We start from the raw sequence: 22,677 nt of genomic DNA on the forward strand, positions 1-22,677 counted from the left end.
CGACAGCCGGTATCTGCACAGGGTCGTCGGCAGGCTGCGTCAGATTTTTATAAGAGACAGCTTCCAGATGATGAAAACCAGCCGATTTCTGGCAGGTCTCCCCCTCCGTTTGACAAGGCAAGGGAAACGGCCGCTTAACGGCTCGTCCTACAAGTCGCGCCAGCTGGTATCATCATCGGAGCATCATATGCGAGAGAGGGAGCGCATGATTATTCGACCGGCAACCCATTCCGACGTTGAGCGTATGGACGAGATCTGCGAGGCGGCGAAGGCAGCCATGCGGAACATGGGTATCGATCAGTGGCAAGACGGCTACCCCAACCGCGCATGCTGGGAGGCGGATGTCGACGAAGGCTTCGCGTACGTGGCGGAAACCGACGAGGGAACGATTGTGGGAATGTTCGCCCTTGTCACCAACGCCGAGACGCGCGACCCGGAGCCCTCATACGGCGAAATAGACGGCGCATGGCTCACGCCCGAGGCGAAATACGCCGCAGTGCATCGCGTAGGCGTGGCCGCGGAGGCAAAGGGCAGAGGCATCGCGGGAACGATGCTCAACTTCGCGTGCGACAAAGCCGCTCAGATGGGGCTTGCCTCGGTCCGCATCGACACTCATGCCGACAACAAGCCCATGCAGCGTGCCCTCCGTAAAGCCGGATTCAGCTTATGCGGCGTCATCACCCTAGTGGAGGGAAACGATGCGGGAGCGCAACGGATCGCATTCGAGAAGCTCGTGTAAGCGCACCCGCATAGCAACCGGCACCTGTCTGCGTGATGAGTACAGCAAGCAAAACCAACCGAGCCCACGGCATGTCGCCCGTTGCCAAACGAGGCAACCGAACGATGACCCGTCACGCATAGGGGCTTCACCGCGGCAGCTTCGACCGCAAATAAACGGGAAAATAAGTTAGATTCCGTAGAATTCAGGCTTCAACGAACGGCTCGTCAAATCACGAGCGAGCGATTTCGGGTCAGCACCCTCCCACACCACGGAGCGGACTGCGTCAGCGATAGGCAGATCGACGCCGTAGCGGTCGGCGAGCACCTTCACGTTGCGGCATGCGTTAGCGCCCTCGGCGACCATGTGCGTCTCGACGGTGAAATCATCGAGCGTCTTGCCAGCTGCAAGCATCTCGCCGAACGTGCGGTTGCGCGAATGGTGAGACATGCATGTGGCCACCATGTCCCCCGTGCCCGCAAGCCCCATGCAGGTGATCGCGTTGCCACCGCACGCCACCACGAGCCGGCTCATTTCGGCCAGGCCGCGCGACACGAGGAGCGCCGCGGTGTTATCGCCGAACCCAAGCCCGTAGGACATGCCAACGGCAATCGCGACTACGTTCTTGAAAGCGGCGCACAGCTCCACCCCGCACGCGTCCTCGCTCGTATAGGCACGGAACGACTCGCACGCGAACAGCTCCTGGAAAAACGCCGCCGTATCAGGCGATTCGCTCGCGATAACCGTGGCAGCGGGAACGCCGCGCACCACTTCCTCGGCGTGGTTGGGCCCCGAAAGCACGGCGAATCGGCTGCGGTTGCCCATCTCGGCGTCGAGGATATCGATGGGGAGAAGCCCGCTGCCCTCCTCGATGCCCTTCGAGCAGACGATGACGGGAAAGTCGGAGTCGACCACGTCGGCTAAGGCGCGCGCCGCCCCGCGCACGAGCGTCGAGGGCGTCACGATAACGGCCGCGCGTGCACGCAGCAACGTATCGCGATACGAAAGTGTGGCAACGACGTCGGGATTCAGCTCGACATCGCTTAGGTAGCGAGGGTTCCTGTGCTCGGAGTTGATCGCCTTCACCACTTCGGGCTTGCGCGCCCAAAGCCCCACGTTATGGCCGTTGTTCGCAAGCACCTGCGAAAGCGCGGTGCCCCAAGAGCCCGCGCCGATAACCGAAACCTTCATGCGCTACTCCTTTGCCTTGTCTCCGATGCGGCGCTCGGTCCCCGTTGCGAGGCGATGGATGTTGCCGCGATGCGCCCAAATAACAACGAGTGCAGTGACCAGGCACAGCACCCATGCAATCGGGTCGAATGCCTGGAAGAGGAAGTAGTATGCAGCAAAAATCGGGCTCACGATCGCCGCCGCGAGCGAGCCCGCCGACACGAATCGCGAGATGGCGACCACCACGGCGAAGACGGCAATCTCCAAAAGCGCGCCCATCACGCCGAAGGTCACGAACAGGCAGCCAACCGCGACCGCAATCCCCTTACCGCCCTTGAACTTGAGCCAGGGGCTGAAGATATGCCCGAGCGTGCAGCAAAGGAAGGCAAGCGCCACTACCGTAGAAGCGCTCACCGGCGAATCGGCCGCCACGCCGGCGCCCGGGATGAACGCCGCCAGCACGAAAAGGGCAATCAGGCCCGAGAGCAGGCCCTTGCCAAAATCGAGCACGAACACCGCGACACCGCCCTTCTTGCCCATGGTGCGCATGGCGTTGGTGGTCCCGATGTTGCCGCTGCCGTGCTCGCGGATGTCGGTATGGAACACCGACTTCGAGATGATGACTCCCCAGGGAATCGACCCGAGTAGGAAGCAAACGACGACAAGCAGCGCAAGCGCGACCAAAACAAACTCCTTTGCAAGACTGACGACACAGATGATGGCACCCATGCCCAAAGCGATGGCCGCAAGGAACGAGAAATCCGTGTATGACCAGGGCGATTCAGGATAGGACATAGGCGGCGGCTAATCCTTCTTCTTGAACTTGAGGCGGATGGGCGTGCCCTCCAAATCGAACGTCTTGCGCAGGCGGTTCTCCAGGAAGCGCTCGTAGTTGTCGGTCACCAGATCCGGACGGTTCACGAACACCGTGAAATGCGGCGGGCAGGTGCCCGTCTGCGTGACATACTTCATGCGCAGCACTGCCTTGCCCTGCGACACCGTATGCCCGGTCTCGCGGATGGAAGACAGCCACGAGTTGAGCTTGTTGGTGGAAATCGTCTGGCTGAAACCGGCGTAGGCCTTGTCGACAGCGTCCCAGATGCGGTCGACCTTCTTGCCCGTGAGTGCGCAGGTGGCGACGACGGGCGCATAGCCAACGAAGGTCATGCGGTCCTCGATGCGCTCGCGGACCTCGGCTTTCGCCTCGGGGCCCTCCACGAGATCCCATTTGTTCAGCACGATGATCATGGCACATCCGCGCTCGGCCGCAAAGCCCGCCACGCGCTGGTCCTGGTCGGTCAGACCGATCGAGCCGTCAATCACGAGCAGCGCGACGTCGGCGCGGTCGATGGCGCGCATCGCGCGGACGAAGCCGTAGTACTCCACGTCCTCGTCGATCTGGCTTTTGCGGCGCAGGCCCGCTGTGTCAACGATGCGGTACTTCTTGCCGTCGTGAACAACCACCGTATCGATGGCGTCGCGCGTGGTGCCCGCCACGTCCGAGACGATGGAGCGGTCGTTGTTGGTGAGGCGGTTGGTGAGCGAGGACTTGCCCGCATTCGGGCGGCCGATGATGGCGACGTTGATGATGTCCTCGTCGTCTTCTTCATCCTCGAAGCTGCAATCGACTTTGCGCAGGTGATCGACTACCTCGTCGAGCAAATCGCCCGTGCCATGACCGTGCGTGGCGGAGATGGGGAACGGGTCGCCCAGGCCTAGCTGATAGAATTCCCACAGCTCATCGAGCTTGTTGGGGGTGTCGAGCTTGTTGACTGCGAGCAGAACCGGCTTGGAAGTCTTGCGCAAGATGCGCGCAACCTCCTCGTCATCGGCGTTGATGCCGGTCTTGCCGTCCACGATGAAGACGATCACGTCGGCCTCGTTGGTCGCCTCAAACGCCTGCGAGCGGATGGAGCCCTGGAACTGGTCCTCGGTGCCCATCTCGATGCCGCCGGTGTCGATCAGCTTGAACTCGATGCCGTTCCAGTCGGCCTTGTGGTACGAACGGTCGCGCGTGACGCCGCGCATCTCGTGCACGATAGCCTCATCGGCCTCGGCGATTCGATTGACGAACGTGGATTTGCCCACGTTCGGGCGGCCTACGACCGCAACGATTGGTAATGCCATATTGGTCTATCCTTCAAAGCTCTTGGCGCGCAAATCAGCGGCCAGGCGGGCGATTTCCGGTAAAAATTCCGAACCGTTACAGGATACCACGGCCACATGCGCACCTGTGGCTTTTTCGATATCCGCAAGCGTCATGTCGTCGAGCGTCACCCCGTCATCGTTGAATACGACGCGCGGGATGCAGAAGAGGGCGAGCGGCGAGTCGCTCGGAGCGGGCGAGTCGGCGTCTTCGAGTGAGGCTGGCTCGTCAAGCGGCCCCTCCCCCAAGGCGGCATCTCGAATCGCACGCACGATATCGCAGCCGCAGAGAAGCCCCGTCACGTCAACGTTTCCGCCGAAGAAGTCGTTTTTCACGAACAGCGGGCTCGCAAGTCCCGCCACGGCGCTTTCCCCCACAAGGCGCGCCGCGAACCCGCGCGTAGCGTAACCGAACACCAGGCGCGCGACAACGTTGAACTTGCGAAGCGCTTGCGCGCAAACGGCGTCCGCGCCCGATTCCACGGCTCGCTGCCAATCATCGGCGAACGAGCGCACGATTCCCACACCGTCCTCGAACATCTCGAACTCGCCGTAGCAGCTGGCGGGCGGAAGATGCTCGAGCAACGCGTCGCCATAGGCGTTGCAGTAGAACTCGTCGGCAGCGAAGGCCCAAAGGGTCCCCCGCTCGGCGAGGGCGCGTTTCTGAACAGGCTTTATAACCTCCATCGCGCGATAGGCGGCGTCGGGGTCGTCGAAGCTTTTCGTGAAGCACGTCTGATGTTTGGTGAACCCGAGCGGAACGATGCAGACGTCGAGGATCCCCGGCCGCGCGTAAGCCCACCCGAGCGTCTCGCGCAGCACTTCCCCATCGTTCTCGTCGGGCATGAGAACGATTTGCGCGTGGAATTCGATGCCGGCAGCGAGCAGACGGTCGAGCACCTCGATGCCATGGGCGGCGTGCTTGCCGATGATGCGGCGGCGGACCTCGGGGTTCGAGGCGTGCAGCGACACGCGCAGGGGGCTGATATGCTGCTCGATAATGCGCGCCTCGTCTTCGGCGGAGAGGTTCGTGAAGGTGACGAACGTGCCCGCGAGGAAGCTCAGACGGAAGTCGTCGTCGCGCAGCGTGAGGGACGCCCGCATGTCATCGGGGAGCTGGCGCATAAAGCAGAAGATGCAGGCGTTGCGGCACTGCTTCACGCCGTCGAACACCACGCCGTCGAACTCGAAGCCCCAGTCCTCGCCCTCGTCGCGGAAAAGCTCGACCTCCCCCGCCTCGCCGTCGAGGTCGATGTATCCCACCGTAATCTCGTCTTCGGCAGAAAGCCAGCGCCAGTCGATCAGGTCGTGCACCGGCTCGCCGTCGACCGTGGTGATGAAGCAGCCGGGTTCGAACCCTGCGTCGTCGGCAGGGCTTTCGGGGGCAACGAACGCAATTTCGGCGCGGGGCGGGAGCTTTTTGCTCGCACGCGAACCTGCCGTGCGCGCATTGCCCGCAGCTTCGCGATCGATATCTTTCGAGGGGTATACCGCCACCCGCGCATTCCTTTCCCGCTATGTCGTAAGACGCCTGGCCCTAGAGCGCCCGACGCCTTTCCCGAAGCTGCCTGCTCCTAATGCGCCTGCCCCATGGTCCTTCGACGTTGCCTGCTCCTTCGGTAACTGCTCTATGCTAAACGAGAATCGGCAGCGCGGGAACAACCTCATTCAAAGCACGCAAGCTGAAAGCGGGCAGATACGCAATGACGTGCAATGAAAATTCAGGTTGCAGTCGCACAATAATTGCCTAGACGAAATTGCAATTCTTCGTATCGCCATCATTTCGCCGCACACGCAACAAAAAAGCCCGCTTTCGCGGGCTTTGGAATTCGAATGGCGGGATGTACGAGACTTGAACTCGCGACCTCCGACGTGACAGGCCGGCGCTCTAACCAACTGAGCTAACACCCCATTCGGGCAACTGAAGAAAATGGCGGGATGTACGAGACTTGAACTCGCGACCTCCGACGTGACAGGCCGGCGCTCTAACCAACTGAGCTAACACCCCGTGCTTCAGCAGCCTGATTAGAATACACTAGCCTCCAAATGTGCGCAAGCCCTTTTTTTAACTTTTTGCCAATCGCGACCCGCGACTGCCCTTCGGCACGCCCCTCCCCGCAGCCTCGCCCAACGGCACACCCCACGCCCGACCCGCGAACGCCCGCTCGCGGACCCCTGCGCGCACTCCACGAACAAGCCGTTGGTCATATTGTGGTGCACCGAGCACGCTCGAACAGCTGGGGTATACTTCCAGGCATGGAACCCACAGCGAACACCCAACCCATTCTCACCCGCACAAGCGATGCGCCCATCGGCATCTTCGACTCCGGATTCGGCGGGCTTACCGTCGCGCGCGACATCGCGAAGAAGCTGCCGAACGAATCCCTCATCTACCTGGGCGATTCCGCGCGAGGCCCCTACGGTCCCAGACCCCTTTCCGAGGTCGACGGATTCGTGCAGCAAATCGGGTCGTGGCTCGTGAGCCGCGGCGTGAAAATGATAGTGATTGCCTGCAACACGGCGACTGCGGCGGGTCTTTCCCACGCACAGCAAACGCTGCCCGTACCCGTGATCGGCGTGGTCGAGCCAGGTGCACGTGCCGCCGCCCACGCAACGAAGAACCGCCGCGTGGGGGTCATCGCCACGAAGGCAACGGTGGAATCCGACGCCTACACCAAGGCGATTCGTCACATCGACGCCGGCATCACCGTCTTCTCCACGGCAACACCGCGCTTCGTCGATATCGCTGAGCAAGGCATCAAGATGGCGGAAGGCCCCATCGAGGAGTTCACCTCACTCGCGTCGAAAGTCTACATCCGCCCTGCGTTCCAGGAAATCGCGCAGGACTACCTCGACCCGCTGCGCCGTTGCGAAATCGACACGCTCGTGCTGGGATGCACGCATTTCCCTCTGCTGAAAGCGCTTATCGGAGGCGTAATCGGACGCGATGTCACACTTATCTCGTCCGCTCACGAAACCGCGATCGACGTGGCGGAGATACTCGCCCGCCGCGGAGAGCTTGCCAGCCCCGACGCCGTCGCGCATCACGAGTTCAACACGACTGGCACCGACATCGAGGGCTTCGAGCGCTTCGGCGGCCGCGCCTTCGGACACGCTATCGGTCAGGTCAACCACGTCGATTTACCGTAAGGAAACCCCATGTCAAACCCGAAAACTGTCATCATTGCGAGCAACAACGCCCACAAAGCGGAGGAAATCGCCCACGCTCTCGATTTCCCAGGATGGGAGTTCCGCACGCTCAAAGAGGCGCACATCGACTCCGACCCCGCCGAGGACGCCGACAGCTTCCTCGGCAACGCGCGCATCAAGGCGAAGGCAGCTTGGGAAGCCGCGAAAGAAGCGCTCGGGCATCCCGTCGCCGTGCTTGCGGACGACTCGGGGCTCGAGGTCGATGCGCTCGACGGCGCGCCGGGCGTGTTCTCCTCACGCTACGCCGGCGAGCATGGCGACGACGCCGCGAACAACGCGAAGCTGCTGCGCGAGCTGGGCGAAACCCCCGATGAAGAGCGAACGGCGCGCTTTGTGTGCACGCTTGTCTTTTTGGATGAGAACGGCGACGAGACGGATGCGCATGGCACGGTGGAAGGCCGCATCGGGCACGAGGAGCGCGGAGAGCACGGCTTCGGCTACGATCCGCTCTTCTTAGCCGAGGTATTCGACTTCAAACGAACGTTGGCAGAGGCCCTGCCCGAGGAGAAGAACGCCATCTCGCATCGCGGGAATGCCCTTGTTGAGCTACGCGAAAAGCTGTCGAGGTAGCGGCGCCGGCAGGACTACAGGCCGCAAGCCTCACGACATGCGCCTTGTTTTCCTGCACGAATTGCCTGGGCTATCATCGGAAGTGAAGAAATGCGCCATTCGCAAACGACACGCGAGTGGCGCATTTTAATAAGTCCCAAATTTTAGCGAACCGCTTGTTTTCGCAAGGAAAGAGCTGCTTACCTGCACAAAGAAATGGCGCGCCCAGCAGGACTCGAACCTGCAACCGTCGGATTAGAAGACGCATTTTCTGGATGCAACAGCGTATGTCCGCGCATCGTTACGCCCGTCTAACCTGCAATTATGTACTAGTACGATATGCAGCTTGGCAGCACGATCGAGGGGCAATCCTTTGCGGCACCCATAACGCTGCTGGACAAGCTCAAAGAGGACGGCAAGGGACTTGAGCGGCGAGCTGTACGGCCGCATCGCGACATGCACGGCAGAGCCGCCAACAAGGCCCCATCAGCGGGTGCAGGCACATACGGAGGAGGGAGGGGTATGGCCCAGATCCAAGTAACGGAGGAGTACAAGAAGGCCGTAGAAGCTTACGAGGTCGCTTTCGGGGAAAAGCCGCCGTACTGCGTCAAAGACCCCGAATATATCATGGAGTGCGTTAGGAGAGGCGAGCCGTCGAACCACGTACCCGACCCTAACGCCTGCTACTGACGGGAAGGCTCCGCCTCGGCGGGGCCTTCCCATGCCCTCGCATCCTTCCGCGGGGCGGCATTCGCGTATAATGCCCCTCGCGGTGCTTTGCTTGTTGGGCGGCATTTCCGGGATGATTGGAGGTGTTGCCGATGGATACGAACACGGTTTTGGCGCTTTGTGCGATTTTCACGGTGGTAATCGGTATCGTCGGCCTTGGCCGAAACAAGTAAACAGCATTTAGGCAAAGAAAAACCCGGCGTGCCCTAGGAAAGCTAGCCGGGTAATCTACGCACGATGCCGCCCGATAGGCCGGGGCACCGCACCCCGTATGATACACGCCGACCGCCGCACGCGCAACCTCGCATGGCTACCGCCCCAGCGTCCGCCTTCGAGCATCCGAAAACCATCAGTCACTGCGGCCATGCGGACGCCAGCATAACGCTCAACTGGTACGCGCACGCCATGCCGGGCAACGACAAGCAGGCCGCGGACCTGCTAGCCGCCGTCATGGAGCACCCCGAGAAGGCCGCGAAAACCGCCTAGGCCGAGGCATTGTGACCAAAGCCCGAAATTGGGCTAAACGACAAGGGAAAAGAGTAGCCGAATCAGGCCGATGAACTGGGAAAATCTGGCGCGCCCAGCAGGACTCGAACCTGCAACCGTCGGATTAGAAGTCCGATGCTCTATCCGTTGAGCCATGGGCGCACATGGCGGGCAATCGAATGGTCGGGATGACAGGATTCGAACCTGCGACATCCTGCTCCCAAAGCAGGCGCGCTACCAAACTGCGCCACATCCCGACGCTGCACAGCGGCATCGATTATAGCAGAAGAATCGAAATCTGCAGGAAGACTTTGCGAGCGATCAGCCTCTGCCCTTCCCCGCTGCACCCACCTTACGAGCATCGTCCCCTAACGAAATTCGCGCGTCCTTTACCACTTTCAACCCGATTCACCAAGACCATCACAACCATTCGCATATACGCACCACATTTTTTTACGTCAAATATCACATGACGGGTTATACTGAGCACACTGTTAGTAATTGCGCTCAGCAATTCCATCGGAATGAGATTGCGAACACTCTTTGAAAATCTCATTCTTGCCGGGGAAAGGGAGGCGGACACCATGAGATATCCAAGAAAGCTACTAGAGGGACTCAGACGCACCGTGGCAGTTTGCGCGGTCGCAGCCTTGACGTTTGGGGTATCAGTGATTACCCCCCCCCAGCCACTGCTGACGAGGTAGTTGGCGCAACGGACCAGTCCACAGCGCTAACGCAAAACGTCAAGGCTGCGACCGCACTCGACGAGAACCTCGAAACTAAGGTCACTCTTTCCTTCCCCGGTCAGCGCGAGGCAGAGCCTGCCGACGTTGTGTTCGTGCTGGACAAGTCCGGCGCTTCCGCGCAGACGGACATCTTCAAACAGGCCAAGGCATTTCTTGAGGAGATTAACCAGAAGGCAAAGGCCGACGGTCTCAACATCAAGGTCGGCGTCGTCCTCTTCAACAAGGTCGGTAACATCCAGCAGCCGCTGACGGACGTCGTCACGGGCTATGATGACATCCTGACCGCGATGAACTCCAGCGTTCGCCATGGTACTAACATGCACGCCGGCCTTCTTGCCGCAAAGAGCATCCTCGACGCGGACACCGCCGTTAAGGCCGAGAACAAGCACGTCATCCTGATTAGCGACGGCGCAACCTACCTTTACTGCAAGGGCGGCGACTTCGCCAAACCGTACACCAGGTCGTTCGGCAGCGTTGAGGGCGGCAGAAACATGATGGGTGGCATCTGGGAGTGGGAGTCCCGCGAGTACCATACCAATAACGCCTGGAAGAAGTTCTCCGACGGATCGAACTTCATTTTCTCGCAGGCCAAGGAGAGTTCCGAGAAGCTCGGTCAGTATCTCGACTATTATCGCGACCAGTACGAGAACTCCGAGAAGAACTGGGCTCAGTACGATTACGAATACACCGACGACGCCGCCAATACCGGCACCACAAACCCCATCCCCGTCGACGTGACCGCGCCGTGCAACATCGACGTCGCGTTCTGGAGCACGGACGACACGTTCCAGTCGATGGTCAATGCCGGCTATGACATGAACGTCTACTACAAGAACGAAGCCGACTTCGATGGTTCGTACTTCCTGAAGTACCTCGTCAGGAATTCAAATAACGGCGAACTCAACACCGATTTCGACAAGCTCAAGGCCAAGCTCGTGGACAAGATCGCCGCAGGTTCGACGGTTGAAGATACTATTGGCGCCAACTTCGACTTCATCAACGACCCCGCCAAGATCAGCCTCACCGCCAATGACGAAAAGCTCTCACCTGAGAAGATCGACGCCACGACCTACGGTTTCGGTAAGAAGAGCGACGGCACGTACCGCTTCACCCTGAAGTACCAGGCTGGGGAAAATGAGAAGCTCATCCTCACGCTGAACGAGGCTGCCGCGCCGAGCAGGCCCGTCGTGCTGGAATACAGCGAGCTGCTGGTGAATAAGCCCACCGAGCCCGGCACCCACACCCTCAAGGTCAACGAGAGCGCGGTGCTCCATCCGATTGACGGCAACGGCGTGGCTGGCGAGGCATACGAGTTCCCAGTTCCCACCGTCGACTACACGGTTGCCAAGCCCGATCCGGCTCCGCAACCCGGCGCTACCGATAAGCCTTCCGACAACGGAGCGGCCACCAACAAGCCGGGAGCAAAGACCGCTCTAGCGAAGACGGGCGATGAGGCATTCGCGATTGGCATGGGATGCCTGCTCGTTGCGGGTGCAAGCGCTTGCGTGATCGCCACCGCCCTGAAGCGTCGTCGCAATTAAGGGCGTTATCGGGCAGCCATCCACGCATGAGCCACGCCGCAAGCAAGAGCGGCACCACTGAAATGTTTTCGAGGCGAAGTTGCGCACGCAGCTTCGCCTCGATTGTTTCACCCCAAGAATAAGCCCCTCACTGGGACGTTTTTCTCTACTCGGAAGAAATGACGACCATATCCTGGCTCAGCTGCCAAAAATCGAGAAGGAAACTCGCCAGTCCGCCACGTAAGACAAGCTGACGCAAGAGCGTGAATTCGTTCAGCCCGACACACTCGAACTCGCGCCGCTTTGCCAGAGGCGGAAAATCACCGAGACCGCCCAGCCGCCCTCGCACCCTCGGGCCGAAATTCGTCGATACCTTTTGCCTGAAGGAGCAGGAGCACGGAAATCGACGAAAGCGAACAACGAAGCCCCCGACCGCAAGAGGTCGTGTACAAAAATGACGATATGTTGTGAAGGAGCTGTGTATCACTCCCCAAAGACAATACAAATGTGGAGTAACTAATCTCAGCCATGCTCTAACTGCGACATTTTCGGTACACTCTAGACGCTTTGAGAGCTATATTCACTATTCCTCCATAACTTATCGTCATTTTTGTACAGAAGCAGATCGAGCGAGGATTATCGACAAGTTCGCATCCCTACGAGCAAGTGCATGATTCTATTAAATCGCAGGCGAACCATACGTTTGCCCAAAGGCAAAAGCAACAGCGCCGCGCCAAGCAATTAACAGCATACCGAGGCGACCGAAAACAATTTCGCAATTTATTATTGAGACTGTCCGCTGGACTAAAAAAGGCCAGAGACTTAGACCTCTGGCCTGGTGTTTCATGGAGCGGGTGACGGGAATCGAACCCGCGTTATCAGCTTGGAAGGCTGAAGTTCTACCATTGAACCACACCCGCGATTTGCAGCGCTAGCTATTGTACCGCAAGTTGCCCCATTGCGGCGAAACTTTTCCCGAAGAAGCAATTTGCCCATACGCGATACCGTGCGCGAAACGGCTTTCCCTCAATGCAACCAGCCCGACATCGCAAACTGAGCGCACCCCAGCCCGACAGCCATCGTCGCGCTCAGTGCTTGGCAACCTGCAACGCGCTCCCCTACTCCTGCGCGATTCGCGTGATGTTCAGGATGCGAAGCGCATCACCATCGCAGCAGGGCAAATCGAGCCCGCGCTCGGCCTTCTTCGCAATCATCGCCTCCGGGGCCACTGCGTTCTCCACCCAGGTCACGCCCTGGACAATCTCCCCCGAAGCAGCCAAATTGTAGTTGTCGACCGCCTCGCGCAAAAGCAAGTCCGGACGTAAGCTACCTGTCGGCTTCGCCTCCAACTTGAAGGTGGCAACGGCACCCGTGAGTTGGAAGTCCCCCACGAGGAACTCGGCAGGATGCAGCACCTTCTCCTTCTTCTTGCGCACCACGTGAATCTCATCGGGCAGCGGGAGCACTGCCGGTGTGCACGACAGAAGCGCCCGGTACGTGCTCACGGGAAACGCGACTGACGCAGCAGCAGCCTTGGGCTCGATGTAGCGACAATCCTTCACCATGAGGTCGGCCACACTCGCCTCCTGCAGAGCAGAAAGCGCCTTGTCAGCGGAAACGTAATGCGTCAGGCGGACGTCGGCGATCTCGTGCGTCCCTCCGACGCCGACAGGCAGCGCCGCGCCGAACGCAATGAGCATATGGGGCGAGAAGCCCTGGCTCACCGCATAGGGCAAACCCGCACGGCGCACAGTGCGCTCAAGCGCACGGGCGACTTCCAGATGCGACAGCATCGCGAGGCGTCCCTGCTTGGCAAACGTCAAGCGAAGGCGAAATACCTGTTGCGGCTCGCTCATCGCGCACCCCCTTCGGACACGGGAAGCGGGCGCTCGTCGCTCGCCGCCTCCGCGGAACTATCGTTTCCCAATACCTCAGCGGCAGCAGGAGAAGCCGCAGCAGATGAGGGCGCGCCGACAGCTTCTGCCCCCGCAGGAGCAATCTCGGACGCGGGCGCGTCGCCGACCTCGGCCTGCGCAGCAACCTCGGCCGACACCTCAGCAGCCAGCGCAGCCTGAGCAGGCGTCACATCCGCCGCGGTCTCTCCAGCCGCGGCGGCAAGCGCACTCGGCGTGGAGCGAACGCCAGCAAGCATGTTGTCGCAATCGAGCGCCTGGCACGCACCGCAGCCCGTGCACTTCTCGAAAGTGCAGTCGGGTGTGGTGGTCTCCGCCGCCGCACGCTTGCGCTCGAGCGCCAGGTAGCGCGTGGTCACGCCCGTGGAAATGTGCGCCCACGGCATGACGCGCGAAGTATCCCACTGCGCCTGCGCGATTTCCGCAGGATCGATTCCCACGTCGGACGCAGCCCTCCGCCAGGCGTCCTCCAAGAAGAGCTCGGTCCACGCATCGAAACGTGCCCCTCGGCGCCATGCGGCCTCCACCCAGTCGGCCGCCTGCCGCCCGCCGCGGCTCATAACGGCCTCGACGAAGCTTGTCGCCGGATCGTGCCAATGGATATCGACCGCCTTGTACTTCACGCTGTTGCGCAGAAGGTTCACACGGCGCAGTGCCTCCTCGGGCGGAATCTGGCCGTCCCACTGGAAAGGCGTTTGCGACTTCGGGACGAACAGCGCGACCGACGCACTCACGCGCACGTTGCCACGATGCTCGGGCGGCACGGCGGCCTTCGCCCGGTCGTAGGCGCGCTGCACAAGGCTCGCGATGCCCTTGATGTCCTCGTCGGTCTCAGTCGGCAGGCCGATCATAAAGTAAAGCTTGCAGCGGCGCCACCCCGCTTTGAACGCGGCATCGATAGCCCCGAACAAATCGTCCTCCGTCACGTTCTTGTTGATCACGTCGCGCAGGCGCTGCGTACCCGCCTCGGGCGCGAAGGTGAGACCGCCCTTCTTCTGCCCCGCGACAAGCTCGGCCATGTCGACGCCGAACGAGTCAAGACGCTGGGAGGGAAGCGAGATGCGCACACCCTTGCCGTCGCAGGCATGGTTCAGCTTGGTGAGGATATCGGCAATCTGGGAATGGTCGGTCGAAGAAAGCGAGGTCAAGCTCACCTCGTCGTAGCCGGTGTCGGCAAGACCCTCGAGCACCGACGACACCACGTTGTCGGCAGAACGCTCGCGCACCGGGCGATACATCATGCCGGCCTGGCAGAAGCGGCACCCGCGCGCGCACCCGCGCAGCACCTCGACTGAGAGGCGATCATGCACGCATTCGGTGTAAGGGACGATGCACGGCTCCCACCCGGAGCTTTCCGAAAAGCCCGAGAACAGGCGTTTCTCGATACGTTCGGGAACGCCCGGCTCCACAGGCTCGACCCATGAGCCCGCACGCTGCGCCTCTTCCTCGTCCCGCACGCGATACAGCGAGGGAACGTAGCATCCAGGAAGCGCTGCAAGCGAGCGAAGGATATCCTGACGCGTTGCACCCGCACGACGGCACTCGCGCACGCAGAGCAGCGCCTCGGGCAGCGACTCCTCGCCTTCGCCGATGAGCATCGCGTCGAAGAACGGTGCATAGGGCTCGGGGTTAAAGACGCAGGGCCCGCCGCCAAGCACAATCGAATCGTCCTGCGCGCGATCGACCGCACGCAGGGGGAGGCCCGACAGGTCGAGCACTTCGAGAACATTGGTCGCCGCGAGCTCATGCGGCAGCGTGATACCGATGGCATCGAATTCCGAAAGCGGAGCGCAGCTTTCGAGCGAGAACATCGGGACGCCCTCTTCGCGCATGAGGTCGATCAGGTCGACCGCAGGCAGAAACGCACGCTCGGCAGCGAGATGTTCAGTCGCGTTCACCGCGTTCACGAGGATGCGGACCGCCTGGTTCGGCTGCCCGAGCTCGTAGGTGTCCGGGTAGACCATGCAATAGTTGAAGTCCGCACCCTCCTTGCGCGTGCTTCCCCATTCGTGGTCGAGATAGCGCGCCGGTCGCTCAACGCGCGCAAGCAGCGGCTCAAGCCGCGGCCACAAGTCGATCATGTATCCCCCTCGATATCCAAAACCGCAGGTGCGGCCCTTATTCAGTCTTCTTGAGAACCGACGCGGCGCCTTGGCGAACCGCCGTCTTCACGGTCGAGAGCACGCGAGCCCCCGCAGGAGTGGCCGCGACATCGCCCGCAATCTGCGTCGCCTTCGCCGTCGCCGTGGAAACGACGCCCGCAAGACCTGCGATGTTACCGCCGCGTTCGAAGTACTCGACGGCCGCAAGGCCCATCGCCTTCGTGCCCGCATAGCCCACGCCGGCCTTTACGGCCCAGCCGATGGCAGGCACCGCGCCCGCAACCTGGCGGGCGACGCTGCGACACGCGAAGGCGCCGCCGACGATGGCGGCGAGCTCCTTCACGCGTGCGACGCTCATGGGTTCGCCGTATGCGGCGGCAATCTGGAGCAGCATCTTCGCCTGGTTGAGCGTCATGAGCGGCATGTCGGCGCCAGGAATGAAAAGTACGAGGCCGATGCCAGCATTCTGAAGCGACGTCGCGCTCACGGCCTCGAGCGAGAGCGGCCTGCGCACGAACGGGAACGACAGCGCGAGGGCGAGGCGCTTCTCGCGGCACGCCGCCACAACCCACTCGCCCATCCGGCGATCGAGCGCTGCCGCTGCGGCGGCATCGATGGGAATCGGAGCGTCGAGGATCTCGGGCGACTGCGCGTTCACGCCCGCGACATCCCCGCTCTTGCAGGCGGCGTCGCTTTCGGCCTCGCAACCTTCAACGCCTTCGGGCGCGACCAAGTCGCCCTCGGGAATGGGGTTGCCGTACGCGCTTGCCATGTCGGCCACAAGGCGCGGCATCGACGTCACGACCATCACAGGAACGCCCGCAGCGCGAATTTCCGCAGCTCGACGGCCCACTTCTTCGGAGAAGCCGGCGACGATTACCACCATGTCGGCGCCCTCGTAAGGCGAGAAGGCGGGGCCCACGAAATACCCCACGGTCACGCGAGCATGTGCACCCGCGCCGACGAAGGCCGAGCGAACATGCGCCGCGACGTCGCCCGGCGCCGAATCGTCGATGAGCACACTCACAGACACTGGGGTGTTGCGCGCGCTTTCGATGTCGGTCGCCGCCTCGATGACCGCCTTAAGGTCGATGGGAAGTTTCATAGCCGCCCTTCTTTCTTCTTGTCGATGTTCGAACCGCGCCAGACCGAGCCGATAAGCCCCAGCGCCATGAAGCTCATGATCATGCCAGTCGAACCGTAACTCACAAATGGCAGGGGGATACCCGTGATGGGCATAAGCCCGCAATCCATGCCGATATTCTCCAATATCTGGAACAACCACATGCCGACAACGCACATGACTATCAAGGTTCCGAAGAGGTCGTTCGAGTTGCGTGCGATGCGCATGCTCACGTAGATGAGCGCACCGTAGAGCGCGAGGAGGGCCATCGACCCCACGAAGCCGAACTGCTCGGCAAGCACGCAGAAGATGAAGTCGGTCTGCGCCTCGGGCAGAAAGCCGTGCCCCGACTGCGTGGCATTGAGCAGGCCCTTCCCGAAAAGCCCGCCCGAGCCTATGGCGATCTTCGCCTGCTGGAGGTTATACCCCGACGACGACGTGTTCGAGCCGTCTTGGTCGAGGAACACGAGCAGGCGGTTGCGCTGGTACTGCTTGAGCAGCTTGTACTCGCCCGTGGAGTTGTAGATGAGCTGGTCAATCGCGAACACCGCCGCGATTGCCGCGATTCCCAGCGCCAGCGTGATGAGCAGGTACTTCGAACGCGCACCGCCTGCAACGAGCGCCATCGCGCCGATTGCAAGATACACAAGGCCCGTGCCCAAGTCGGGTTGCGTCATGATGGCCAAGAAAGGCACCAAGATGAAGAAAACGACTTTCAGGTATTCTCGCAGGTCATCGAGGTGGCCGCCATAGCGCGCCACGAGCGCCGCATCCATGAGGATGATCGTGATCTTCGCGAACTCGCCCGGCTGAACCTGGATACCGAGCTTCAGCCACGATTGGGCGCCCATGCCGGCGTCGGTGCCGATGCCGGGGATATGCGGGGACAAGATGAGCGCAATATTCAAGATGAACAGCGGCATGACCGCGTTCGCGAACCGTTGGTAGTCCACCCGCCACATGAGCATCATGACGATAGCGCCCACCGCAGCGAAGATAAGCTGGCGCGTGAAGCTGTAGGTCGTGTCGTTCGACCCCTCGATGGACGACCAGCATACAAGCAGGCCGTACCCCACAAGCAGTACGATAATCGCAACAAAGGGGAGGTTTATCAGGGGGAGCCTCCCCCTGCGCGGGCTCGCTGCACGCGAAAGCGACGCGTCGGGCGTCTTCAAGCTGTCTATCTGCGGCAATGCCATGCTATTCCACCTCGCTTCCCTAGTCGGAGCGGCTTGCGCTCTTGGTGCTGAAGCCTTCGATCTGGCGGCCCGAAGACCCAGCGATGCGGCCCATCGAGGACGCGTCGTTGCTACCTGCATCGGCAGCCATGACCGCCTCCATCACCTTCGCACCCACCGGAGCCGCCACGGCCGAGCCGCCGCCGCCCTGCTCGATAACGGTCGCGACCACGTACTTCGGGTCGTCGTAGGGTGCATAGCACACAAACCACGCATCGTCGCCCTTGTCGGTATGCTCGGCGGTGCCGGTCTTGCCCGCCGCCTTGATTCCCGACTCGGCGAACAGCGACGCGATACCCTCGTTCTCGGTGACCACGCCGCGAAGGGCGTCGCGCACGATTTCGAGATACCGCTGGTCGACGTCGGGCTCGGTGACGACCTCGGGCTCGTAGCTGACGACCGTCTGGCCCGAGGCGTTACGCACTTCCTTCAACAGATGCGGCTTCATGATCTTGCCCGTCGCGATGCCGCCATAGGCCGCCGCGACCTGGATCGGCGTGACCTGCACATCGCCCTGGCCGATGATCATATTGGTATAGTCGCCGCCCGTCCACGTAGCGTTCGCGGGAACGTTGCGCCAGCGCGTCGCTTTCCACTCGGGCGTGGGCACGAGCCCCTCGACCTCGCCGCCGATGTCGATGCCCGCTTTCTTCCCGAAGTCGAACCGCTGCACCATCTCTTGGATGGCGGTGTCGGACAGGTTACCGCCTTGGCTTTTCGACGCGTAGAAGAAGTTCTTCGCGATGTCGTAGAACACGACGTCGCACGAGTTAACGATGCCGCCGCGGAAGTCGAGGTACCCGTGGCCGTTGTGGTTCCAGCACCACTGGGGCGATCCGGTGTTGAAGCCGTCCCACTTGCCCGTGCAGTCCCACGAGCGTCCTTCCGCGAAGCCGTATTCCAAGCCGGCAAGTCCGGTGAAGGGCTTGAAGGTGGAGGCAGCGGCATAAAGACCCGCCGTCACGCGGTTTTGGAGCGGCGCGTGCGCAGAATCGGAGTTGTAGACGTTGTTCGCCTCGGTGGAAAGACCTCCGACCCAGTTCGTCGGGTCGAACGTGGGATAGCTCGACAGCGCGATGATGCTGCCGTCGCGCACGTCCATGGCAACGACCGCACCACCGACGCCCTTTCCCGTACCGATAACGCCGTCACCAGGCGCGATAAGGCTCGCGAGCGCCTCGTCGGCGGCGTATTGGACCGAGCCCTTAATCGTCAGGTACACGTCCGACCCGCGGGTCGCCTTGGTCTCGCTCACCACATCCACGACGTTGCCCTGCGCATCGACGGTGACAACACGCTGTCCATGGTCGCCCGCGAGCAGGTTGTCGTACGCGCTCTCGATGCCCGATTTGCCCACGTCGTCGGTCAATTGGATATCGCGGTTGGACGGCGCATTGGAAACCTGGTCCTCGCTCGGCGTGCCCGTGTAGCCCAAAGCGTGGGCGCACAGGGCGCCGAAAGGATAATCGCGCACCGTACGCGTCTCCACCGTCACGCCTGAGAAGGCGTCGGAGTGCTCGGCGATGAAGGCGACATCGCGCAGGCGGACATCGCTCGCCACGACGCGCTGGCTCTGCGCGCCCGCCGTGGTCGATTGGATGCGCTGTCGCACGATCGCCTGAGGAATACCGAGGACGGCCGAAAGTCGGGCCACGACGTCATGGTCGTCGACCACGTCCGCATCGGCGAGGACGGTCTGGCTCGATCGGTTCTTCACGAGCGCGATGCCGTCGGCGTCGTAGATATAGCCGCGCGGTGCGGGCGTCGACACCGTGGTATAGAGGTTGCTCGCTGCCTTGTTCGCGTAGTCTTCGCTCGAGAGGATCTGCATGCTCCACAGCTTCGCCGCCAAGGTTCCGAAGACGGCGACGGAGAAGATGCTGACGCCCGTGAAGCGACCCTTCAAGCTGTCAGCGGGCTTCTTCGAGTTGGCATGGCCGCTTTTCACCTGCACGTCGGACTCGGGGCGGAAAGAGGTGCCCTTGCCACGAGTGAAGCCCCCACTCGAGCCGACGCCGACGGTCGAGAGCTGCTGCACCTCTTTCTTCCCGCTGTTCGCGTAAGGGGTCTTCGTGCGGTTGCGCACGGAGAGCACGGCGACGATGATCGCAGCCGCAACGAGCGCTGCGACCACTGCTGCGATGATGGCTACCAGCATGCGCGCCCCCTAGCGAAGATGCGGCGTTCCAGGCTGCTGCTGAATCGGCTGCGCCAGGAAACGCACGACGATCGGGTAGAAGATAAGCGCCGCAAGGAAGTTGTAAACGGTGCCCGGCAGCGCGCGGAAGACGAATGCATCGAGAGCGCTCACGCCCGCGCCGAAGGCCATCATAAACGCAGCATAGAGGAGCTCGATGACGAGCGTCGATATGGCGGCAAGCAGCAACGGCATGAAGAGCGTGTCGTTGTTCACCAGCATGAAGATGCGCTTCGCGAGAAACGACACGCCGGTGAGCAGAAATGCCATAGCCCCCACAGGGCCCGTGCCCAGAAGGTCGAACAGCAGACCCAGGACGAACGCGAAGACCGGGCCAGATTGGTCGGGGCAGACGATGGACACGATGAGCACATAGGCCATGATAAAGTTAGGGACCACACCGAAAAGCGCGATGTTAGGAGCGAGCGCAATTTGGAGCACCACGACGATGATCGCGCCGATGACGCGGGGCACGACGGTGATCGGTTCGTTCATTACTGCGCACCTCCCGTGCTCGAAGACGATTTCGATTGCGAAGAAGACGAGGAGTCCGACGAGCTCTCGGAAGCACTCGTGACGACGAGAACCTCCTCAAGCGACGTCGCGGCGTCGTTGGGAGAGACGACGATGCGGCGGCTCGCGTCGTTTTGCGCGCCTTCGATCTTCACGACGGTGCCGATGAGCAGCCCACGAGTATAGCTTCCGCCCAAGCCTGACGTAAGCACGACATCTCCCACCGAGACCTGCACGTCGGAGTCGATGTTCTCAAGGTAGAGCAAGCCGTCGAGCGAGCCTCTGACCACGCCTTCCGCACGGCTCGATTGGATAAGCGCCGCCGCACCCGAGCGCGGGTCGCTCAAAAGGCGCACCGTCGACGAGCTGGCCTGCGCCGAGACCACCTGCCCGATAACGCCATTCGGCCCCATGACGGTAAGGCCCGTCGACACACCGGAGGAGGTTCCCACATCGATAGTGACCGTTTGGTTCCACGCGTCGGTATTGCGCCCGATGATGCGGCCGCCGATGCCTTCAGCGCCCGAGCTCTCCTTGAGATCGAGAAGCCCCTCGAGGCGCTCGACTTCCTGACGGTATTCCTCGGTCTGGGCGACGAGTTCGCGCAGCTCGGCATTCTGCTCGCGCAGCTGCGAGAGCGTCGCGTCGTCCGCGGAGGCGTCGGTGAGCGCATCCTGGGCATCGCTCATGCCCGAGGAAGCAGAGGCGCCGACGAATTTCAGGGGCGCGGCGATCGAGCCCACGGCACCCTGAATCGCGTGCAAAGGCCCCGACTCCCCTTCGCGGGAATACACCGTCGCCATCACGAGGGAGACAACGAGCAGAACGATAAGGAGCATCCGATTGGCGGATGCTCCGTTTCTGTTTTGGAAATTAAGCGACATAAAAGCTGTTCAGCACCTATTTCGAACGCATGAGCGTCTGTTTGAGCGCCGTGGGCGTCTCGAGCACCTTCAGGCAGCCCGTAACGACGTTGGTCAGCGCCGTCTCGCTCACCCACACGGGAATCTCGAGCTTATCGGACAGATAACGGTCGAGGCCGGAAAGCAGACCGCCGCCGCCCGTGAGCAGGATGCCATTCTGGATGATGTCGGAAGCCAGGTCGGGGTTCGTCTTCTTGAACGTTTCCTTGATGTGGACGACCATTTCCTCGCACGGCGCCTGAAGTGCCTGGCGCACGTCTTCAGACTGGATGGTGACTTCCTTCGGCTGCTCGGTGAGCACGTCCTGGCCGGAGATAATCATGTCGCGCTCGCGCCCGTCCTCGAAGGGCAGGATGGAGCCGATCTTGATCTTGATGACCTCTGCCGTGCGCTCGCCGATCTTGATGCCGAGCAAATCGCGCAAGTGCATGGCGATCGTCTCGTCCATGCGGTTGCCCGCAAGGCGAAGGCTCGAGGACGTCACGATGCCGCCCAAGGAGATGACGGCCACCTCGGTGGTGCCGCCGCCGATGTCGACAACCATGGAGCCTGTCGGCTCGGTGACGGGCAAATCGGCGCCCATCGCCGCAGCCATCGGCTCTTCGATGAGGTACGCCTGGCGGGCGCCCGCCTGGATGGCAGCCTCGAAGACGGCACGCTTCTCGACGGACGTGGCACCGCAGGGAATGCAGATGACAATGCGCGGCTTGGCCTGCCACGGGTACTTGCGGACCGCCGCCTTGTTGATGAACGCCGAGAGCATGGCCTCCGTCACGTCGTAGTCGGCGATGACGCCGTCTTTGAGCGGATGCTCGGCGGAGAACGCCTCGGGCGTATGGTTGATCATGTTCTTCGCCTCGTGGCCGACGGCGAGAACGCGATGGGTGCTCTTCTCGATGGCGACGACCGAGGGCTCGTTGATGACGATGCCCTCGCCCGTCATCGCGACGAGCGTGTTCGCGGTTCCAAGGTCGATGGCCATGTCGGTGCCCATCTGGCCCGTAAGATTCGAGAACCAATCCATAAACGACATAAAAGCAAAACCCCTTGAGGTCACAGTTGTTTCAAGTAACGACTGATTTTATCACACAGCATTTCACCTGATTGAAAATCCATGAGGGGCACAATCACCAGACCCGCCCGCCCATCTCGGAAGCCAGCTTTCGCCTTTAGTGAACGCTGCAGGAGAGGCAGGGGTCGTAGGCTCGCACGAGCTCTTCCACCCGCAGGCGGATATCGGCCTCGGCGGCGCCTTCCGCCACCATCTTCCCGACTTTTGCAGCATAACTGAATAGACTCCAGATTGTTCGCCCAGTTCAACGGGCTTTTTCTTTGTCAAGTTTTTACGACTTTATATGCCGTTGTATGGCTATGTATGGTATAATCAGGCATCGT

The 22,677-nt window shown here is 61.5% G+C and carries 18 protein-coding genes and 5 tRNA genes; 6 read left to right on the forward strand and 17 right to left on the reverse strand.

Going from position 1 to position 22,677, the window contains the following annotated elements:
* Positions 1-205: 205 nt before the first annotated feature.
* Positions 206-739 (forward strand): GNAT family N-acetyltransferase, encoded by a 534-nt coding sequence (locus F8C90_RS09325; protein ID WP_170264617.1) that lies wholly within the window; start codon positions 206-208, stop codon positions 737-739.
* Positions 740-907: 168 nt separating this feature from the next.
* Here F8C90_RS09325 and F8C90_RS09330 read toward each other — a convergent pair whose 3' ends face one another.
* The 6 genes from F8C90_RS09330 to F8C90_RS09355 form a co-directional block, all read right to left on the reverse strand.
* Complete coding sequence (locus F8C90_RS09330; protein ID WP_158050247.1) at positions 908-1,909, reverse strand: NAD(P)H-dependent glycerol-3-phosphate dehydrogenase; 1,002 nt, start codon at positions 1,907-1,909, stop codon at positions 908-910.
* Between the two features lie 3 nt (positions 1,910-1,912).
* A complete protein-coding gene (plsY, locus tag F8C90_RS09335; protein WP_158050260.1) occupies positions 1,913-2,617 on the reverse strand; it encodes a glycerol-3-phosphate 1-O-acyltransferase PlsY in 705 nt (234 codons plus the stop codon).
* A 75-nt stretch (positions 2,618-2,692) separates the two neighbouring features.
* Positions 2,693-4,015, reverse strand: coding sequence for a ribosome biogenesis GTPase Der (der, locus tag F8C90_RS09340; RefSeq protein ID WP_158050248.1), 1,323 nt, complete (start codon positions 4,013-4,015; stop codon positions 2,693-2,695).
* 6 nt (positions 4,016-4,021) lie between these two features.
* Positions 4,022-5,530, reverse strand: a complete 1,509-nt coding sequence (locus tag F8C90_RS09345) for a DUF512 domain-containing protein (protein WP_158050249.1) — start codon at positions 5,528-5,530, stop codon at positions 4,022-4,024.
* 337 nt (positions 5,531-5,867) lie between these two features.
* Positions 5,868-5,944, reverse strand: a tRNA-Asp gene (locus tag F8C90_RS09350).
* 20 nt (positions 5,945-5,964) lie between these two features.
* Positions 5,965-6,041: transfer RNA gene (locus F8C90_RS09355), tRNA-Asp, on the reverse strand.
* 248 nt (positions 6,042-6,289) lie between these two features.
* On the opposite strand from F8C90_RS09355, the gene murI reads away from it, so the two are divergent.
* The 4 genes from murI to F8C90_RS09370 all read left to right on the forward strand — a co-directional run bounded on the left by murI (position 6,290) and on the right by F8C90_RS09370 (position 9,007).
* Entirely contained in the window at positions 6,290-7,183 is an 894-nt protein-coding gene (gene murI, locus F8C90_RS09360) for a glutamate racemase (RefSeq protein WP_158050250.1), read from the forward strand.
* 9 nt (positions 7,184-7,192) lie between these two features.
* Positions 7,193-7,813 (forward strand): RdgB/HAM1 family non-canonical purine NTP pyrophosphatase, encoded by a 621-nt coding sequence (rdgB, locus tag F8C90_RS09365; protein WP_158050251.1) that lies wholly within the window; start codon positions 7,193-7,195, stop codon positions 7,811-7,813.
* Between the two features lie 501 nt (positions 7,814-8,314).
* Positions 8,315-8,482: a hypothetical protein gene (locus F8C90_RS10985; RefSeq protein ID WP_170264618.1), complete on the forward strand. Its 168-nt coding sequence runs from the start codon at positions 8,315-8,317 to the stop codon at positions 8,480-8,482.
* Positions 8,483-8,827: 345 nt separating this feature from the next.
* The gene (locus F8C90_RS09370) at positions 8,828-9,007 is read left to right on the forward strand and encodes a hypothetical protein (RefSeq protein ID WP_158050252.1); all 180 of its coding nucleotides are present in this window, start codon (positions 8,828-8,830) and stop codon (positions 9,005-9,007) included.
* A gap of 86 nt (positions 9,008-9,093) precedes the next feature.
* On the opposite strand, the gene F8C90_RS09375 is transcribed toward F8C90_RS09370, so the two are convergent.
* Positions 9,094-9,169, reverse strand: a tRNA-Arg gene (locus F8C90_RS09375).
* Positions 9,170-9,187: 18 nt separating this feature from the next.
* Positions 9,188-9,264 (reverse strand) — tRNA-Pro (locus F8C90_RS09380).
* A gap of 377 nt (positions 9,265-9,641) precedes the next feature.
* Here F8C90_RS09380 and F8C90_RS09385 point away from each other — a divergent pair.
* Positions 9,642-11,294: a vWA domain-containing protein gene (locus tag F8C90_RS09385; RefSeq protein WP_211361084.1), complete on the forward strand. Its 1,653-nt coding sequence runs from the start codon at positions 9,642-9,644 to the stop codon at positions 11,292-11,294.
* An 825-nt stretch (positions 11,295-12,119) separates the two neighbouring features.
* On the opposite strand, the gene F8C90_RS09390 is transcribed toward F8C90_RS09385, so the two are convergent.
* The 9 genes from F8C90_RS09390 to mreB all read right to left on the reverse strand — a co-directional run bounded on the left by F8C90_RS09390 (position 12,120) and on the right by mreB (position 22,315).
* A tRNA-Gly gene (locus F8C90_RS09390) sits at positions 12,120-12,193 on the reverse strand.
* A gap of 198 nt (positions 12,194-12,391) precedes the next feature.
* Entirely contained in the window at positions 12,392-13,129 is a 738-nt protein-coding gene (locus F8C90_RS09395) for a TIGR03936 family radical SAM-associated protein (RefSeq protein ID WP_158050253.1), read from the reverse strand.
* Complete coding sequence (locus F8C90_RS09400) at positions 13,126-15,267, reverse strand: TIGR03960 family B12-binding radical SAM protein (protein ID WP_211361085.1); 2,142 nt, start codon at positions 15,265-15,267, stop codon at positions 13,126-13,128. Before F8C90_RS09400 ends, F8C90_RS09395 begins: the two co-directional genes overlap by 4 nt.
* A gap of 37 nt (positions 15,268-15,304) precedes the next feature.
* Complete coding sequence (locus F8C90_RS09405; RefSeq protein WP_158050254.1) at positions 15,305-16,393, reverse strand: hypothetical protein; 1,089 nt, start codon at positions 16,391-16,393, stop codon at positions 15,305-15,307.
* Positions 16,390-17,610 carry a rod shape-determining protein RodA gene (rodA, locus tag F8C90_RS09410; protein WP_158050255.1) on the reverse strand — a complete coding sequence of 407 codons (1,221 nt, stop codon included), beginning with the start codon at positions 17,608-17,610 and terminating at the stop codon, positions 16,390-16,392. The genes F8C90_RS09405 and rodA overlap by 4 nt, the downstream gene beginning before the upstream one ends.
* Before the next feature lie 19 nt (positions 17,611-17,629).
* A complete protein-coding gene (gene mrdA, locus F8C90_RS09415; RefSeq protein ID WP_158050256.1) occupies positions 17,630-19,807 on the reverse strand; it encodes a penicillin-binding protein 2 in 2,178 nt (725 codons plus the stop codon).
* A 9-nt stretch (positions 19,808-19,816) separates the two neighbouring features.
* Entirely contained in the window at positions 19,817-20,341 is a 525-nt protein-coding gene (gene mreD, locus F8C90_RS09420) for a rod shape-determining protein MreD (protein ID WP_158050257.1), read from the reverse strand.
* The gene (gene mreC, locus F8C90_RS09425) at positions 20,341-21,198 is read right to left on the reverse strand and encodes a rod shape-determining protein MreC (protein ID WP_246155888.1); all 858 of its coding nucleotides are present in this window, start codon (positions 21,196-21,198) and stop codon (positions 20,341-20,343) included. Before mreC ends, mreD begins: the two co-directional genes overlap by 1 nt.
* Positions 21,199-21,259: 61 nt before the next feature.
* Entirely contained in the window at positions 21,260-22,315 is a 1,056-nt protein-coding gene (gene mreB, locus F8C90_RS09430) for a rod shape-determining protein (RefSeq protein ID WP_158050259.1), read from the reverse strand.
* Positions 22,316-22,677: the final 362 nt, after the last annotated feature.

The sequence above is a fragment of the Ellagibacter isourolithinifaciens genome (assembly GCF_008831035.1).
GTDB lineage: Bacteria > Actinomycetota > Coriobacteriia > Coriobacteriales > Eggerthellaceae > Ellagibacter > Ellagibacter isourolithinifaciens.

Excerpts from the sequence above, each read along its gene's own strand:
- F8C90_RS09325 (WP_170264617.1), top strand. The coding sequence starts at position 206 with ATGATTATTCGACCGGCAACCCATTCCGACGTTGAGCGTATGGACGAG.
- F8C90_RS09330 (WP_158050247.1), bottom strand. The coding sequence starts at position 1,909 with ATGAAGGTTTCGGTTATCGGCGCGGGCTCTTGGGGCACCGCGCTTTCG.
- plsY (WP_158050260.1), bottom strand. The coding sequence starts at position 2,617 with ATGGGTGCCATCATCTGTGTCGTCAGTCTTGCAAAGGAGTTTGTTTTG.
- der (WP_158050248.1), bottom strand. The coding sequence starts at position 4,015 with ATGGCATTACCAATCGTTGCGGTCGTAGGCCGCCCGAACGTGGGCAAA.
- murI (WP_158050250.1), top strand. The coding sequence starts at position 6,290 with ATGGAACCCACAGCGAACACCCAACCCATTCTCACCCGCACAAGCGAT.
- rdgB (WP_158050251.1), top strand. The coding sequence starts at position 7,193 with ATGTCAAACCCGAAAACTGTCATCATTGCGAGCAACAACGCCCACAAA.
- F8C90_RS10985 (WP_170264618.1), top strand. The coding sequence starts at position 8,315 with ATGGCCCAGATCCAAGTAACGGAGGAGTACAAGAAGGCCGTAGAAGCT.
- F8C90_RS09370 (WP_158050252.1), top strand. The coding sequence starts at position 8,828 with ATGGCTACCGCCCCAGCGTCCGCCTTCGAGCATCCGAAAACCATCAGT.
- F8C90_RS09395 (WP_158050253.1), bottom strand. The coding sequence starts at position 13,129 with ATGAGCGAGCCGCAACAGGTATTTCGCCTTCGCTTGACGTTTGCCAAG.
- F8C90_RS09400 (WP_211361085.1), bottom strand. The coding sequence starts at position 15,267 with ATGATCGACTTGTGGCCGCGGCTTGAGCCGCTGCTTGCGCGCGTTGAG.
- F8C90_RS09405 (WP_158050254.1), bottom strand. The coding sequence starts at position 16,393 with ATGAAACTTCCCATCGACCTTAAGGCGGTCATCGAGGCGGCGACCGAC.
- rodA (WP_158050255.1), bottom strand. The coding sequence starts at position 17,610 with ATGGCATTGCCGCAGATAGACAGCTTGAAGACGCCCGACGCGTCGCTT.
- mrdA (WP_158050256.1), bottom strand. The coding sequence starts at position 19,807 with ATGCTGGTAGCCATCATCGCAGCAGTGGTCGCAGCGCTCGTTGCGGCT.
- mreD (WP_158050257.1), bottom strand. The coding sequence starts at position 20,341 with ATGAACGAACCGATCACCGTCGTGCCCCGCGTCATCGGCGCGATCATC.
- mreC (WP_246155888.1), bottom strand. The coding sequence starts at position 21,198 with ATGCTCCTTATCGTTCTGCTCGTTGTCTCCCTCGTGATGGCGACGGTG.
- mreB (WP_158050259.1), bottom strand. The coding sequence starts at position 22,315 with ATGTCGTTTATGGATTGGTTCTCGAATCTTACGGGCCAGATGGGCACC.